The 14,085-nt window shown below is 66.4% G+C and carries 14 protein-coding genes; 8 read left to right on the top strand and 6 right to left on the bottom strand.

The features are described from left to right. The first annotated feature begins 85 nt into the window (after positions 1 to 85). Both ACIQF4_RS12620 and ACIQF4_RS12615 read left to right on the top strand, forming a co-directional pair. Positions 86 to 376, top strand: a complete 291-nt coding sequence (locus tag ACIQF4_RS12620) for a hypothetical protein (protein WP_400515863.1) — start codon at positions 86 to 88, stop codon at positions 374 to 376. A gap of 63 nt (positions 377 to 439) precedes the next feature. After that, the gene (locus tag ACIQF4_RS12615; RefSeq protein ID WP_400515862.1) at positions 440 to 1,972 is read left to right on the top strand and encodes a carboxylesterase/lipase family protein; all 1,533 of its coding nucleotides are present in this window, start codon (positions 440 to 442) and stop codon (positions 1,970 to 1,972) included. Positions 1,973 to 2,047: 75 nt separating this feature from the next. On the opposite strand, the gene ACIQF4_RS12610 is transcribed toward ACIQF4_RS12615, so the two are convergent. The 6 genes from ACIQF4_RS12610 to ACIQF4_RS12585 form a co-directional block, all read right to left on the bottom strand. Further along, positions 2,048 to 2,488, bottom strand: coding sequence for an SRPBCC family protein (locus ACIQF4_RS12610; protein WP_231456143.1), 441 nt, complete (start codon positions 2,486 to 2,488; stop codon positions 2,048 to 2,050). A gap of 67 nt (positions 2,489 to 2,555) precedes the next feature. After that, complete coding sequence (locus ACIQF4_RS12605) at positions 2,556 to 2,834, bottom strand: hypothetical protein (RefSeq protein ID WP_400515861.1); 279 nt, start codon at positions 2,832 to 2,834, stop codon at positions 2,556 to 2,558. 46 nt (positions 2,835 to 2,880) lie between these two features. After that, on the bottom strand, positions 2,881 to 3,372 hold the full coding sequence (locus ACIQF4_RS12600) for a ribose-5-phosphate isomerase (protein WP_286187294.1): 492 nt from the start codon (positions 3,370 to 3,372) through the stop codon (positions 2,881 to 2,883). Further along, positions 3,369 to 5,117: a dihydroxyacetone kinase family protein gene (locus ACIQF4_RS12595; protein WP_400515860.1), complete on the bottom strand. Its 1,749-nt coding sequence runs from the start codon at positions 5,115 to 5,117 to the stop codon at positions 3,369 to 3,371. The genes ACIQF4_RS12600 and ACIQF4_RS12595 overlap by 4 nt, the downstream gene beginning before the upstream one ends. A gap of 53 nt (positions 5,118 to 5,170) precedes the next feature. After that, positions 5,171 to 5,944, bottom strand: coding sequence for an SDR family NAD(P)-dependent oxidoreductase (locus ACIQF4_RS12590; protein ID WP_350001170.1), 774 nt, complete (start codon positions 5,942 to 5,944; stop codon positions 5,171 to 5,173). 34 nt (positions 5,945 to 5,978) lie between these two features. Continuing rightward, on the bottom strand, positions 5,979 to 6,803 hold the full coding sequence (locus tag ACIQF4_RS12585; protein ID WP_400515937.1) for a sugar phosphate isomerase/epimerase family protein: 825 nt from the start codon (positions 6,801 to 6,803) through the stop codon (positions 5,979 to 5,981). Between the two features lie 202 nt (positions 6,804 to 7,005). Between ACIQF4_RS12585 and ACIQF4_RS12580 the strand changes: the two genes are divergently transcribed. From ACIQF4_RS12580 to ACIQF4_RS12555, 6 genes are all read left to right on the top strand, one after another. Further along, a complete protein-coding gene (locus tag ACIQF4_RS12580; protein WP_400515859.1) occupies positions 7,006 to 8,343 on the top strand; it encodes an MFS transporter in 1,338 nt (445 codons plus the stop codon). A 35-nt stretch (positions 8,344 to 8,378) separates the two neighbouring features. Continuing rightward, positions 8,379 to 9,302, top strand: coding sequence for a transketolase (locus ACIQF4_RS12575; RefSeq protein WP_400515858.1), 924 nt, complete (start codon positions 8,379 to 8,381; stop codon positions 9,300 to 9,302). After that, positions 9,299 to 10,318, top strand: a complete 1,020-nt coding sequence (locus ACIQF4_RS12570; RefSeq protein ID WP_400515857.1) for a transketolase family protein — start codon at positions 9,299 to 9,301, stop codon at positions 10,316 to 10,318. Before ACIQF4_RS12575 ends, ACIQF4_RS12570 begins: the two co-directional genes overlap by 4 nt. A 113-nt stretch (positions 10,319 to 10,431) precedes the next feature. Next, complete coding sequence (locus ACIQF4_RS12565) at positions 10,432 to 11,091, top strand: GntR family transcriptional regulator (protein ID WP_350001178.1); 660 nt, start codon at positions 10,432 to 10,434, stop codon at positions 11,089 to 11,091. A 125-nt stretch (positions 11,092 to 11,216) separates the two neighbouring features. Further along, positions 11,217 to 13,517, top strand: coding sequence for a maltose alpha-D-glucosyltransferase (gene treS / locus ACIQF4_RS12560; protein ID WP_400515856.1), 2,301 nt, complete (start codon positions 11,217 to 11,219; stop codon positions 13,515 to 13,517). A gap of 97 nt (positions 13,518 to 13,614) precedes the next feature. Beyond that, positions 13,615 to 14,067: a transferase gene (locus ACIQF4_RS12555; protein WP_350001182.1), complete on the top strand. Its 453-nt coding sequence runs from the start codon at positions 13,615 to 13,617 to the stop codon at positions 14,065 to 14,067. The last annotated feature ends 18 nt before the right edge of the window (positions 14,068 to 14,085 follow it).

Below are 14,085 nucleotides of genomic sequence, written 5' to 3'. Positions count from 1 at the left end.
CCAGCACCCCCAACCCACCCATCCAGCAGCCGTCGCCGCTCCGAAACCCTTGGGAGGAGAACTATCCCGAGGGGACGGACGGACGATGGACAGCGTGGACCAGCAGGCCCTGACCGGTGCGGTGATACTTGAGCATGGGCTGGACCCGGGCAGGCTCTGGCTGGACCATCTGGCCCTGGGCGGCGACGCCTCGGAGCAGGAAATCAGGGACTACTGTGCCGGACTGGCAGGGCTTCCCGCCAGGGACCGTGACGCGCTGGCCCAGGGGGTCACCGAACATTGCGCTGACGCGGGCGTGTCCGCCAGGGCACCGTTGAGCAGTTCCCCCCTGGTCCAGGCGCACAGTGATTCGCGGGGCCCATACCCACCCACGTAGCGGAATGCGGGCAGTTTCGCCCCTCAACCGCACGCCCGCCGGGAAAGACCTAAGGTGTCAACCATGACAGACGCCCACCCACGGACGGGAACAGTCCGCGGAACCACGGTGGCAGTGGAAGAAACAACCGTCCACCGTTTCCTGGGAATACCGTACGCCGGGCCGCCGACAGGATCCCGGCGCTTCCGCCCGCCGGTGCCCGCAGCTCCATGGCAGGGGGTGCGTGACTGCACGGCACCCGGTCCGGCCGCGCCGCAGAACCCCGAATCCCCCGCCCCGCCCGGCCAGGAACCGCGGACGTGGAGTGAGCAGGACTGCCTCAACCTGAACATCTGGACCCCCGGCACCGCGGGCACGGCCCGGCCTGTGATGGTGTGGGTTCATGGCGGCGCCTACCTTTCCGGCTCCAACAGTGACGTGATGTACGACGGCGGCGGCCTCGCCGCTGCGACGGGCACCGTGGTGGTCACGGTCAATTACCGGCTGGGCGCCCTGGGCTTCCTGCATCTGGCGGACGTGCTGGGCGCCGGTTATGAGGACTCCTCAAACCTTGGCCTCCTGGACCTGCTGGAAGCGCTGCGGTGGGTGCAGGGCAACATCGCGGCTTTCGGCGGCGACCCCGGCAACGTCACCGTGTTCGGGGAGTCGGCCGGGGCGGCGGCCGTCGGCACCCTCCTGGGCATGCCGTCGTCGGCCGGCTTTTTCAGGCGCGCCATCATGCAGAGCGGCACCGCGGAACGCTACCGGAGCCCGCAGGAGTCCGCCCGCGTGTGTGCGGAGTTTCTTGAATTGTGCGGCCTGGACCGGACCCGGGCCGGGGAGATCCTTGCCCTGCCCGTTGAACGGATCCTGGAAGCCCAGGAGCTACTGGTGCAGCGGACGGCGGCCGCGACATTCGCGGTTCCCCTACCATTCCAGCCCGCTGCCGGGACCCCTTCACTTCCGCGGCCTCCCCTGGACGCGGTGCGCGGCGGGCTCAACACAGGGGTGGACCTGCTGCTTGGGACGAACCTCAATGAAGGCTCCTTCGCCGTTGAAATGCGGCCGCCCGCACCTGGAGACCCCGGCTACCCGGACAGGGCCGCGGCCGTGCTGGCCAGTACCGGCGGCCTCCAGCCGGGGCACACCGCGGGCTACGCGGCCGCCCTCGAGCAGGTCCTGGACGCCGAACCGAGCGGCAGGCAGCTGCTGGAGGCCGCCATTGCCGATTCCGTGTACCGGCAGCCAAGCAATAGGCTCCTCGACGCGCGGAGCGGATCCGAGGGCCGGAACTTCTCCTACCTTTTCACCTGGCGCAGCCCGGCCATGGGCGGAAAGCTGGGGGCCTGCCACGCACTGGACATCCCGTTCGTCTTCCGGCATGTGGAGACTCCGCAGGCAGCCTTCCTCACCCGCGGCAAGGCGCCGGCCTCCCTGAGCGAGGCCATGAGCGGTGCGTGGGCGTCCTTCGCGGAGGCCGGAGTTCCCCGGCTGCCCGGACTGGAATGGCCGGAGTATGGACCGTTGCGGGCCACTGCGATCCTGGACCAGGAGCTCCGGGTAGAGGACGATCCCCGGCGGGAGCTCCGGGAGTTGTTCGCAGCCGCTGCCCGCTGAGCCGCCATCCCGAAGGGCCACCATCCCGAAGGGCCGCGGGTGCGGCCGCCCGGCGTTGGATTGGCGTGCGTTGGCTCAGGCAGCTGCCAGCGAGTTGAGCGTGTCCCGGATTCCGTTCAGTGCGGGGTCCCGCAAGGACATAAACGCAGGCTTGAGGAGTGGCTGGATGATCTTGGCCGGGCCGTTGATGCTGAACTCGGCCGTGTACTTCACCTCTGAACCGGTGCCGCTGGGGCTGACGTCGATCGAGTCGAAGGCCGTGACCGTTTTATTGTGGCCGCGGAGCTTGATGTGGTTCTCGGTGAGCTCGATAACCTCATATTCAAGCGACTGGCGCTTGCCCCGGAATTCGGACTCGGCGTGGTACCGGTGCCCCACGGCGACCGGACCGGGCGTCAGTTTATCCATGACCGGGGTGTTGGGGTCCCACTCGCTGGTGTTCTCGAACGCGCTCAGGAAGGCAAAGGCCTTTTCCGCGGACAGTTTGGTTTCCACACTTCCGGTGACTGTGATCATCACCCCAGTGTAGGAACAGGCCTCCCCGAATCACAGCCCTTGAGCATATGGACACGCCCACTCGTGGCTATGCCCGGCCTGTGGCACCTGCAGGAATTGGCCGCAGGGCCGCGGCCATCTTGTAGCACAGCCTTCCTTCCAGCTCCCGGGGCCGGATCCACACCTCGTAGCCCTCGGCAGCTGCGAAAAGCGCCCGGCCTGAGGAAGCATCCGCGGCGAGCCACAGGGCTGAAGAATCCTCCATGGCATCGTCCACCACGCCCGACCGGACGTGCTCAAAGTCCTTCCGGACCTCCACGGGAATGCCGATCAGGCGGTTCCAGTCCCTGAACCGGTAAGTCTCCATCGTGATCCTTCCTGCAGCTGGACAGGCCTTGGCAGAAGCACAGGGCCTAGCAGGCTTCGAAGTCCGTCAGGACCTTGACCTTTCCCGCGGATGCGGAGGCAGGGTCGAAGGTGTAGCCGATCCACTCCCGGACGAGCCGGCGCGCGAGTTCGATGCCCACCACGCGCTGGCCCATTGTCAGGACCTGGCAGTCGTTGGACAGGACAGAGCGTTCCACGGAGAAGGAGTCGTGCGCCGCGGTGGCCCTGATTCCCTCCACCTTGTTCGCCGCGATGGCCACACCGATGCCGGTGCCGCAAAAGAGGATCGCCCGGTCCGCGGCACCGTCCCTGATCATTTCTCCGGCCGCGATACCCACGTACGGATACGGCCTGGTGAAGTCATCCGGAGCATCGGAACGGTTGACCCCAATATCGATCACCTCGCTGACCCGGGGGTCCTGCCGGAGGTCCTCAAGGACCTTGTCCTTGTAATCGACTCCCGCCTCGTCTGCACCAACAACAAGCCTCAGTCCCATAGTTCTTCCTTCAGTGTTCATTGCCGCACTCCAACGGATTCCCGGGATGCGGCGGCGGTGAGGTGCGGGCCCATGACGGTGAAGATCATGGCCAGCGAGGTTGCGCCGGGGTCCGGTGTGCCCAGGCTCTTTTCGGCCAGCGGGCGGGCCCGGCCCTTGAGGGGCATGAGGCCGGCCGTGGCTTGGGCTGCTGCCGTGGCGTCGCGGGCGGCGTCCTCCCACGCCCGGCCCGGTTCCGCACCTGCTGCCACCAGGCCGGCAAAGGCGGACGCGAACGGCAACAATGCGTCCACCATGGTCTTGTCGCCTGCCTCGGCCTTCCCGAGCCCAACAATCCGGTCAGCGAAGGCCCTTACTGCAGCTGCCAGCTGTTCAGGTTCCGGCGCCGAACTGTTGCCCACAGCTTCGCCGAAGGCCCGCAGGCCGGCTCCCCACAGGACGCCGGAGGTCCCGCCTGCCTTATCCGCCCAGGCATCACCGGCGGCCGCCAGCACATCGCCGGCACCGGCCCCGTGCCCAAGGGCTGCGGAAGCAGCCGCCGCGGCAGCGTCAATCCCCCGCACCATGCCGCGTCCGTGGTCGCCGTCGCCGGCAACCGCGTCCATCCTGCCAAGCCGCTCCTCGGCGTCGTGCAGCAGGGACTGCGTGGCCTCCAGCGCGGCGAGGCATGCTGTGGCATAGTCCCGGGAGGCACCGGTAGCCACGAACGGGGCGGAAGTTGCGTCGGCGTCGGACGTTCCCTGCTCGGCCGCCGCTCCGGTTTCCCGGACTGTGTTGCCGCGGCGGTAGGCTGGCGTTTCCGCCGGGGCGAGCCACAACGGCTCCAGCTCCCCATCCAGCCAGGTGACGGTGAGCGAAACCCCGGCCATGTCCAGGCTGGTGACGAGTTCTCCGACTTCCGGCATCACCAGGGTGTATCCGGCCGCCCGGAGCAGCGGGGCCACGGTGCCCCAGAGAACGAAGAGCTCCTCGTGCTTTGTAGACCCCAGTCCGTTGAGGATGACGGCGATCCGACCGCCCGCGTTGGGCGGGGTCTCTGCCAGCAGGCGGGCCACAAGCTCTTCACCCAGTGCCTTTGCCGGCGGCAGGTCCGTATCGAAAAGTCCGGGTTCACCGTGGATTCCCAGGCCAAGCCCCATCTGCCCGTCGGGCAGGGAGAACAGCGGTGAATCCGCACCGGGGAACGTGCAACCGGCAAAGGCGCTGCCGATAGTGCGGGTGAGACGGTTGGCCTTGCGGCCCAGGCGAACGACGTCGGCCAGGCTGTCACCGCGCTCGGCGGCGGCCCCCATGACCTTGAAGACGGTGAAGTCGCCGGCGATGCCGCGGCGCTTTTCTGATTCCGACGCCGGCGCGCTGGCGATGTCGTCCGTCACCAGGACGTTCTCCACGGCTATGCCCTCTGCAGCCAGGCGTTCGCTGGCCATGGCGAAGTTCATCACGTCCCCGGCGTAGTTCCCGTAGGTGAAGACGACGCCGGCTCCGGACTCTGCTGCCTTGGCCACGGCGTACGCCTGCTGCGCCGAAGGGGAGGTGAAGATATTGCCCACCACGGCGCCGTCAGCCAAACCTGTTCCGATGAGGCCGGCGAAAGCCGGGTAATGCCCTGACCCGCCACCGGCAAGGACGGCAACCTTGGGCTGCGCAGGGCGGGAGCGCCGCACCGCGCCGCCCGGGACCTGGCGCACCAGGTCCGCGTGGACGTCGCAAAAGCCCGCCAGGGCCTCCTCGGCGAAATCTGAGGGGTCATTGAAAATTTTTGTCATGGTGGGCTCTCTGACGTGCGGTCGTCCGGGTGGAGGTGGGTTCCGGTGGGCTCCTAGTGCATGTGGCTTCCGCCATTGATGTCCACGGTGGTGCCCGTGAGGTAGGCAGAGTCCTCGGAGGACAGGAACGTGATCACGGCCGCGACTTCCTCCGTGGTGGCGTTGCGGCCCAGCGGGATGCCGGCGTTGATGGCGGCTTCCTGTTCCTCGGTGCTGCCTACGCGGATGTTAGTGTCCACGGCGCCCGGGGTAATGGCGTTGACGGTGACGCCGGTGGCGCCGAGCTCGCGGGCAAGCGCCTTGGTGAAGCCGAGGATGGCGGCCTTGGCTGCGGAGTAGGGAACCTTGCCGAACACGCCGCCGCCGCGCTGGGCGGAGACCGATGACATGTTCACGATGCGGCCCCAGCCGTTCCCGATCATGTCCGGCAGGAAGGCCTTGGTTACCAGGTAGGTGCCGGTGGCGTTGACGTCCATGACCTTGTGCCAGAGCTCAAGGGTGGTTTCCAGGAACGGAACGGGCGAGGTGATGCCGGCGATGTTGGCCAGGGCGCCCACCGGCGGCAGGTTGCCGGCGGTGACTTCGGCTGCGACGGCGGCTTGCGCGGCGGTCACGGACGCTTCGTTGGCGACGTCGATCTCGTGGCCGAAGGCGGGGACGTTGAATTCATTGCCGATGTCGGCGGCGACCTTGGCGGACTTCTCGCCGTCGAGGTCCAAGATGACAACGGCCCAGCCCTGGCTGGCGTAGCGGCGGGCGGTGGTGATGCCGATGCCCCGGTCCGAGGTGGCTCCGGTGAGGACGGCGGTGCGCTGGATGGTGCTCATGATGGTGCTCCTTAGGTTTTCTTTGGGTCGATGGTCAGATGAGGTCGGTAATGAAGCTGGCGGCCTTGGCGGCCGCGGCGGGGCGCTCGCCGTGGGTGACGTCCCGGGTTTCGAGTTCGAGCGAGAAGTGTCCGGTATAGCCGTCCGCGGCCAGCCGCTTGAGGCCGCCTGCGAAGTCGGCTGTGCCATTGCCGATGCTGAGGTTGATGTTTCCCGGGACGGCGTCGCGCAAATGGACGTGGCTGATGCGTCCCTGGTGCCGGTCGAGGTAGGCATGGACGTCCTCGCCGGCCGCCGTGATGTGGCTGAAGTCCATAACGATTCCGACGCCGGATCCCGCCAGCCGGTCAGCCAGGAGTCCTGCACGCTCGAGGTTCCAACAGAAACGCAGGAAATGCAGGGATTCGGTCCAGAGTTCAACGCCAAAGCCGGCAGCGCGTTCACTGGCGTTGACCAGCTGGCCAGTGATGGTGTCCAGGTCCTCGTCGAGGCCTCGGACCGGGGTGTGGTCCAGGGAGCCGCAGGGAAGGACCAGCGCCCGCGCGCCCGTGTCCGCGGCCAAGGTCAGCAGGGCGTCAAGGTGCTGTGTCCGCGCTGACCGGGCATCGGCGTCGAGCACTGCGTTGAGGTCCCCGATGTCGCCGTTCACTGAGCGCACGCGAAGGCCCGACGCCGAAACCTCAGCAGCGACGGCGGCCACCGCTTCAGGATCAAGGTTGTAGGGCACGTGGTCGCACACCCCGGGAAGGGCGCCGAGGTCGATTTCCTCGAAGCCAAGGTCCTTCATGGTGCGCAGGGCCAGAGCCAGTTCCTGGTGCCGGAAGCTGATGGATGAGCACCCAAGCCGCGAATGGAACATCATTGATCCTCTTGTTCGTGCCAAGCCCGGGCCATGCCCATGACTAGTGATGGGCACCACATTAGTTTAGTTAACTGTCAACAGTCAACTCTCGAAGTTGACTGTTGACAGTCGGCATGGCCTAGGTCACACTGGGAGCTATCATTTTGTTAACAGTCGACAGCGGGGATCCGATCCGGCCGCTTTTCGAAAGGGAACCACCATGAGCAATGAAGCTCTGAAAATGCGCGGGCATGTCCATGGCACCAAGGACGCCAAGCGCGTCGCCTATGGCTCAGGTGTCGGCGCTGTCATTGAGACATACGACTTCATCGGGTTCGGCACCGCCGCTGCGCTGTACTTCGGGACTGCCTTCTTCCCCACCGGTGATCCGGTCACCGGCACCCTGGCTGCCTTCGCCACCCTCGGCGTTGGCTTCGCTGCCCGCCCCATCGGCGGCATCATTGGCGGCCACCTGGGTGACAAGGTGGGCCGCAAGCCCGTCCTGGTGGCCTCCCTGATCCTGATGGGAGTGGCCACGTTCCTCATCGGCCTGCTCCCTACCTACGAACAGGTTGGCCTGCTGGCGCCGGCACTGCTGGTGTTTGTACGCATCGTCCAGGGCCTTGCCTTCGGTGCTGAATGGGGTGGCGCCATCCTGATGAGCTACGAGCACGCGCCGTGGAAGTCCAAGGGCAAGTACACGGGTATCGTGCAGGCCGGCTTCCCTGTGGGCCTGCTGCTGGCCAACCTCGTCTTCCTGGTCAGCGTGAACCTCGGCGGCGAGCTCGCCTGGCGCGTCCCGTTCCTCGCAAGCATCGTGCTCGTCGCCGTCGGCCTGATCATCCGGTCCAAGGTTCCTGAGTCACCCGTCTTCGATGAGGTCAAGGAAAGCGGCTCCATTGTGAAGTCGCCCATCATCGAGGTCATCAGGACCGACTGGCGCAGCATCGTCCGCGGCATTGGCCTCCGCATTGCCGAGACTGCCGGCTACGCCGTGTCAATCACGTACATGATTTCCTACCTGCACACGCAGCAGCTCGCAGACAAGACCGAAACGCTCGTAGCCCTCTGCATCGCATCCTTCATTGGCATCTTCGCCACCATGGCCTGGGCCCGCCTCACGGACCGCATCGGCCGCCGGCCGCTGTACGTCTGGTCCTGCGCTTTCGCCGCCCTGTTCGGCATCCCGATGTTCCTGCTGGTCAACACCGGCCTGTTCATCTTCGTCATCGCCACGATCGTCATCTCCTACGCCGTCTGCCAGAACTCCCTTGCCGGCGCCCAGGGCCCATGGTTCCCCGAACTGTTCCAGGCCAAGACCCGCTCCTCCGGAGCCTCCCTGGCCTACCAGATCTCAGCCATGGTCTCCGGCTTCACGCCCTTCGTCACCACCCTGCTGTTCGTCGCCCTGGGCTGGATGGGCCCGGCACTCCTCTTCAGTTTCTACGCCGCGATCGGCCTCTGGGCCGCCGTGGTCACCCGGGAAACCTGGGGAAAGCGCGAGCGCCAGCTGGCCGAGGAAGCCACCAAAAGCACCCCGAACACGGTGAGCGTCTAATGACCGCCACCCACGAAACAACCACGGAGCGAGACATGCCAACGGATACCATCCAGGAACACACCGTCCAGAACGGGGTGACGCAGGAACGGTTCGCAAAGATCAGCAGCGCCGCGTACCGGATCAGGCACCACGCCCTGAACATGGGCGAGGTCCAGGGCCAGGGCTACGTGGTCCAGGGCCAGGGCTACGTGGGCCAGGCCCTGGGCGCGGCGGACATGCTGGCCACGGTCTACGGTGACCAGCTCCGCTTCCGCGCCGAGGACCCGCACTGGGAGGCCCGGGACCGGTTCCTGCTTTCCACGGGCCACTATGCCATCGGCCACTACGCGGCCCTTGCCGAAGCCGGGATCGTCCCGGTGGAGGAGCTGGAGACCTACGGCTCAGACGACTCACGGCTGCCGATGTCCGGAATGTCCACCTACACGCCCGGCATGGAAATCTCCGGCGGCTCCCTGGGCCACGGCCTGACTATCGCCGTCGGCATGGCCCTTGGCCTGCGGTACCAGGGCTCAGAAGCAAGGGTGTTCAACTTCCTGTCCGACGGCGAGCTGGATGAAGGCTCCACGTGGGAAGCAGCCATGGGCGCCCACCACCACCAGCTGGGCAACCTCACCGCCATGGTGGACATCAACGCACTCCAGGCGGACGGCAAGACAGACACCGTGCTCCGCACCGAGCCGGTCACCGAAAAGTGGGAATCGTTCGGCTGGTACACGCAGCGGGTGGACGGGAACGACGTCGGCGCGTTGCTGGCGGCGTTCGACAACGCGGCCGCCCAGGCCGCCGCCGTCGGACGTCCCTCGGTGATCCTGTGCGACACCAAGGTGGGCCGCGGAGTTCCGCTGCTGGAAAACCGCGAAAAGGCGCACTTCATGCGCATCGACGAACACGAATGGCAGATCTGCCGCGAGCAGCTGACTGCTGGCTACAACGCCACCGAAGGAGACACCAAGTGAGCACCTCCACCGAGGCTCCCGACACCACGACAGCCGCCAAGCCGAAGCTCAAGACCTCGGCGATGATCGCGTCCTTCGCCGACCCTGGCCAGAAGACGGCATCCGCCCCCTTCGGGCACGCCCTGGTCAAAGCCGCTCAGCAAAACGACAAAATCGTGGGCCTCACCGCTGACCTGGGCAAGTACACGGATATGCACATCTTCGCCAAGGCGTTCCCGGAGCGGTTCTTCCAGATGGGCATGGCGGAGCAGCTGCTCTTCGGCGCAGCCGCCGGCCTGGCCGAAACCGGGCTGGTGCCGTTCGCGTCCACCTACTCCGTATTCGCCGCCCGCCGGGCCTACGACTTCCTGTGCCTGGACGCCGCCGAACCGAACCTGAACGTGAACATCGTGGGTGGCCTGCCGGGCCTGACCACCGGGTACGGGCCCAGCCACCAGGCCACAGAGGACATGGCGATCTTCCGCGGCATGCCCAACCTGACCATCGTGGACCCCTGCGACTCGATCGACATCGAGCAGGCCGTCCCGCAACTGGCTGCCAGCGACGGTCCCACGTACCTGCGCCTGCTGCGGGGAAATGTACCCACGGTCCTGGATGAGTACGGCTACACGTTTGAGCTGGGCAAGGCGAAGGTGCTGCGCGGCGGCAACGACGTCGTGTTCATCTCGTCCGGCCTGATGACCATGCGGGCGCTGCAGGCAGCCAAGGCGCTGGCGGCACACAACGTGGATGTCGCCGTCGTGCACGCCCCCACCATCAAGCCGTTCGACGCCGCCACCGTCCTGGCGGAAATCAACACCGACCGGCTGGCCGTGACACTGGAAAACCACTCGGTGGTGGGCGGCCTGTTCGAGACCGTTGCCTCCGCCGTCGTTACGGCCGGCCTGGGCAAGCGCGTGGTCCCCGTGGCACTGCCGGACCAGTTCCTGGACGCCGGCGCGCTGCCCACCCTCCACGACCGCTACGGCCTGGCGGTGGACCGGATCGTCGCCAAGGTGCTGGCCGAGCTCGGCTGACACCAGGGGCCCAAGGAAGCACGGCACCGGTTCCAGCCGGGGCCGTGCTTCTGCCGTACTATCGAAACTACGCCGACTGTAAACAGTCGACTTCCAACATTGAGGACAAAACGATGGCCGGAGTGACAGCACCGCTGCTGGGACTGCAAAAGCGGAGCCTGCGGGAGCAGGCCCTCGCGGCGCTGAGGACCGCGATCACCAGCGGGGAGCTGGAGCCCGGCAGGCATCTGGTGGAAACCGAACTCTCGGACATGCTCCAGATCAGCCGGGGCACACTCCGCGAGGCCCTCCGCCAGCTTGAACAGGAGGGCCTGCTCGCCGCCGGGCCGCGCGGGCGGCTGTCAGTCCGGCACCTGGACGAGAAGGAAATCCGGGACATCTACGCCGTGCGCGCGGCCCTCGAGTCACTCGCCGCCCGCACCCTGTGCGAACTGCCGGAGCGGCAGCAGGTCACCGAATCACTGCACAAAGCCATAGACGCGATGGCGGCAGCCGCCAACGGAACGCTGGAGGAACGCATCGAGTCCGATCTTGAATTCCACCGCACCCTGTGCAGGCTGACCGGGAACGAGACACTCCTCCACTCGTGGGAGTCGCTTGAAGGGTCCATCAGGATGTCCATCATGTTCGCGGGGCTGGAAAAAGGCGTCAGCAACATGAGTGTGGACCGCCACCGGGACATCGTGGCCGCCATCGACACGGGCGACGCCACCCTGGCCCGCAAGACCATTTTGGAGCACATGGACACGGCCGCCGCGAACCTTGTGTCTTAGTTTCTACTTGGTAGTTTCGTAATTCGCGCGAATAGTCCGGCCGCCCCCGGGTACGTTGGACTAAGAGCCGGGTGGCCAGGCATTACGCCTTGGGACCGCGGGACCAACTGTAGAAAGAGGACTCAATGCGGGAACCGAAGACCAGCGACGGAGTTTTTGAAGCGGAGACCGTTGCCGGCGAAAACGAGGAAGCAGCTGCTGAACCGTCAGTGGACCCGGACGTCAATTTCGATGAACATCTGTATCCGGCCCGCCCCAAGGCGCTGAGGCCCACTGCGCGGCGGCGCCAATATTTCGCCACCAGGCCGTCCTTCGAATTCGACGGGCGCAACGCCGCCTACGTTGAGTGGCTGCGGAACCAGGCCATGCTGGGAGACGCCAACACGCTGGCCCGGCAGCTCTCAGGGCAGGCCAGCATGTGGCAGAACTCTTACGCGCATCCCAATCCCCGGGCTGCGGTTGAGCGTGCACCCGTATGGTTCACCGCCTATCCCCTGTCCTTCATCACCAGGTCCAGCCAGTCCTTCCTCTCCGCCCTGGGCGATCCGGCCATGTGGGAAGCGTTCAGCGAGATTGGGATCAGGGCCATCCACACGGGCCCGGTCAAACTGGCCGGCGGCATCAGCGGCTGGTCGCAGACCCCCAGCGTGGACGGGCACTTTGACCGGATCAGCATGGCAATCGATCCCGTGTTTGGCACGGAGGACGAGTTCCGCTCCATGTGCCAGGTGGCCGCAGACCACGGCGGCACGATCATCGATGACATTGTTCCCGGGCACACCGGGAAGGGCGCCGACTTCCGCCTTGCCGAAATGAACTTCCGGGACTACCCGGGGATCTACCACATGATTGACATCCCGGAGGAGGACTGGCACCTGCTGCCGGACGTCCCCGAGGGGCAGGACTCGGTAAACCTGAGCCCCGACTCCGAGCAGGCCCTGCAGAAGGCCGGATACATCATCGGCCGGTTGCAGCGGGTCATCTTCTACGAGCCCGGCGTCAAGGAGACGAACTGGAGCGCAACCCGGGCGATCGTTGACACCGCAGGGAAAACCCGCCGCTGGGTCTACCTCCACTACTTCAAGGCAGGCCAGCCCTCCATCAACTGGCTGGATCCCACTTTTGCCGGGATGCGCCTGGTGGTCGGCGACGCACTGCACTCCCTGGTTGACCTTGGCACCGGTGCGCTCAGGCTCGACGCGAACGGCTTCCTTGGCGTGGAAAAGAGTGCGGAGGAGCAGCCCGGCTGGTCCGAGGGGCATCCCCTCTCCGAGGCAGCCAACCAGCTCATCGGATCCATGATCCGCAAGGTGGGCGGGTTCTCCTTCCAGGAGCTGAACCTGACCATCGACGACATCAAGGCGACCTCGGAAGCGGGCCCGGACCTTTCCTACGACTTCATCACCCGGCCGGCCTACCATTACGCGCTGGTCACCGCCGACACCGAGCTGCTGCGCCTGACGCTCCGCCTGTCCATGGAGATCGGAGTGGACCAGGCGTCACTGGTCCACGCGCTGCAAAACCACGACGAACTGACCTACGAGCTGATGCACTTCGCCGCCGGGCACCGGGACGAGATCTTTGAGCTCAACGGCCAGGAACTTACGGGGGCGCAGCTCGCGGAGCAGGTCCAGCAGACCATGCGGGAACGCCTCACCGGGGAGAACGCCCCCTACAACGCGGTGTTCACCACCAACGGGATCGCCTGCACAACGGTCAGCTTCATCATGGCCGCCCTGGGGGTCCAGGACCCTGACGCTGTCACTCCGGAGCAGGAGGCGCAGATCCTTGACGTGCACATCCTCCTCTCCATGTACAACGCCCTGCAGCCGGGCGTCTTCGCCCTGTCCGGCTGGGACCTTGCCGGCATCACCGCGCTGGACCGCAAGCGCGTCGAGGAACTCACGGCCCAGGGCGACACCCGCTGGATCAACCGCGGGGCCCACGACATCATGGGCACCAGCCCGGACGCTGAATCCTCCTCCTCGGGCATGCCGCGCGCCCGCAGCCTGTATGGCCCGCTCCCCGACCAGCTGCAGAACTTGGGTTCCTACGCCAGGCGGCTCCAGCGGATCCTGGCTGTCCGCGAAGAACACGGCATCGCCACCGGGGCCCTGCTGGACGTGCCGGACGTTTCACACCGCGGCCTGCTGGTGATGGTCATCCGGCTGGGGAGCGGGGCGCTGGAGGTGACAGTGCTGAATTTCTCCGACCAGGATATTTCCGGCAGCATCCAGTCCAGCCACCTGGTTCCCGGCGCCACCGTCCACGACCTGTTCAGCGGCGCAACAGTTGGCCAGGTTGACGACCTGCACAGTTTCTTCCTCGAACTGCCTGCCTATCAGGGGACCGCGCTGCTGCTGACGGAGGAGATTGCCGCCCCTGACCAGGAAGAAGGCGCGCAGCACGGGGAGGCCTTGCCGTAGCGGAAGGGCTGCCCGGCGCCGTTCGGGAATCCCTTTGAGTTGTGAACCGTTAACCCAGTGTGCGGCTGAAGCGCCGCTCCGGTTAACGAGGGATTGAATGAACGCGAAGTTTGTTTCAGTGGAGGACGACGCCGGGAAGGTCACCCGGTACGTCCGGCATGTTAACGGCGGCGGGCTCGTTGCCCCCGGAGCCTCGGTCCCGGAAACTACCCGCATCGGACCCATGACGTATGTGGAGCCGGGGGCAAAGGTGGGTTCCGGCTGCCGGATCGGCCACGGCAGCTGGATTGACCGCGATGCCACGATCGGCGATCGTGCCATTATTGGCGACGGCGTGCGCATCGGCCGGGGAACGGTGGTGGGAAACCGTGCGAACATCGGCAGCCACTCACGGATCGGCTCCGGGGTCCTGATCGAGCACGGGGCCCAGGTCCACGCAGACTCCGCAATTCCCGACGGCGGGGAGGTCCTCGCTGGGCCGCGCGCCCCGCGGCGGGCCCAGGGGAAGAGCAGGCAGCGCCGGCAGGCCAGGGGCCGGGTGGCCGCCTGAGGTGCTGAGCGCCTGGGC

The organism is Pseudarthrobacter sp. NPDC092202 (genome assembly GCF_044755505.1).
Lineage (GTDB): Bacteria > Actinomycetota > Actinomycetes > Actinomycetales > Micrococcaceae > Arthrobacter.
The sequence above is the reverse complement of the archived record's forward strand: the minus strand, read 5'-3'. Positions and strand labels throughout refer to the sequence as shown.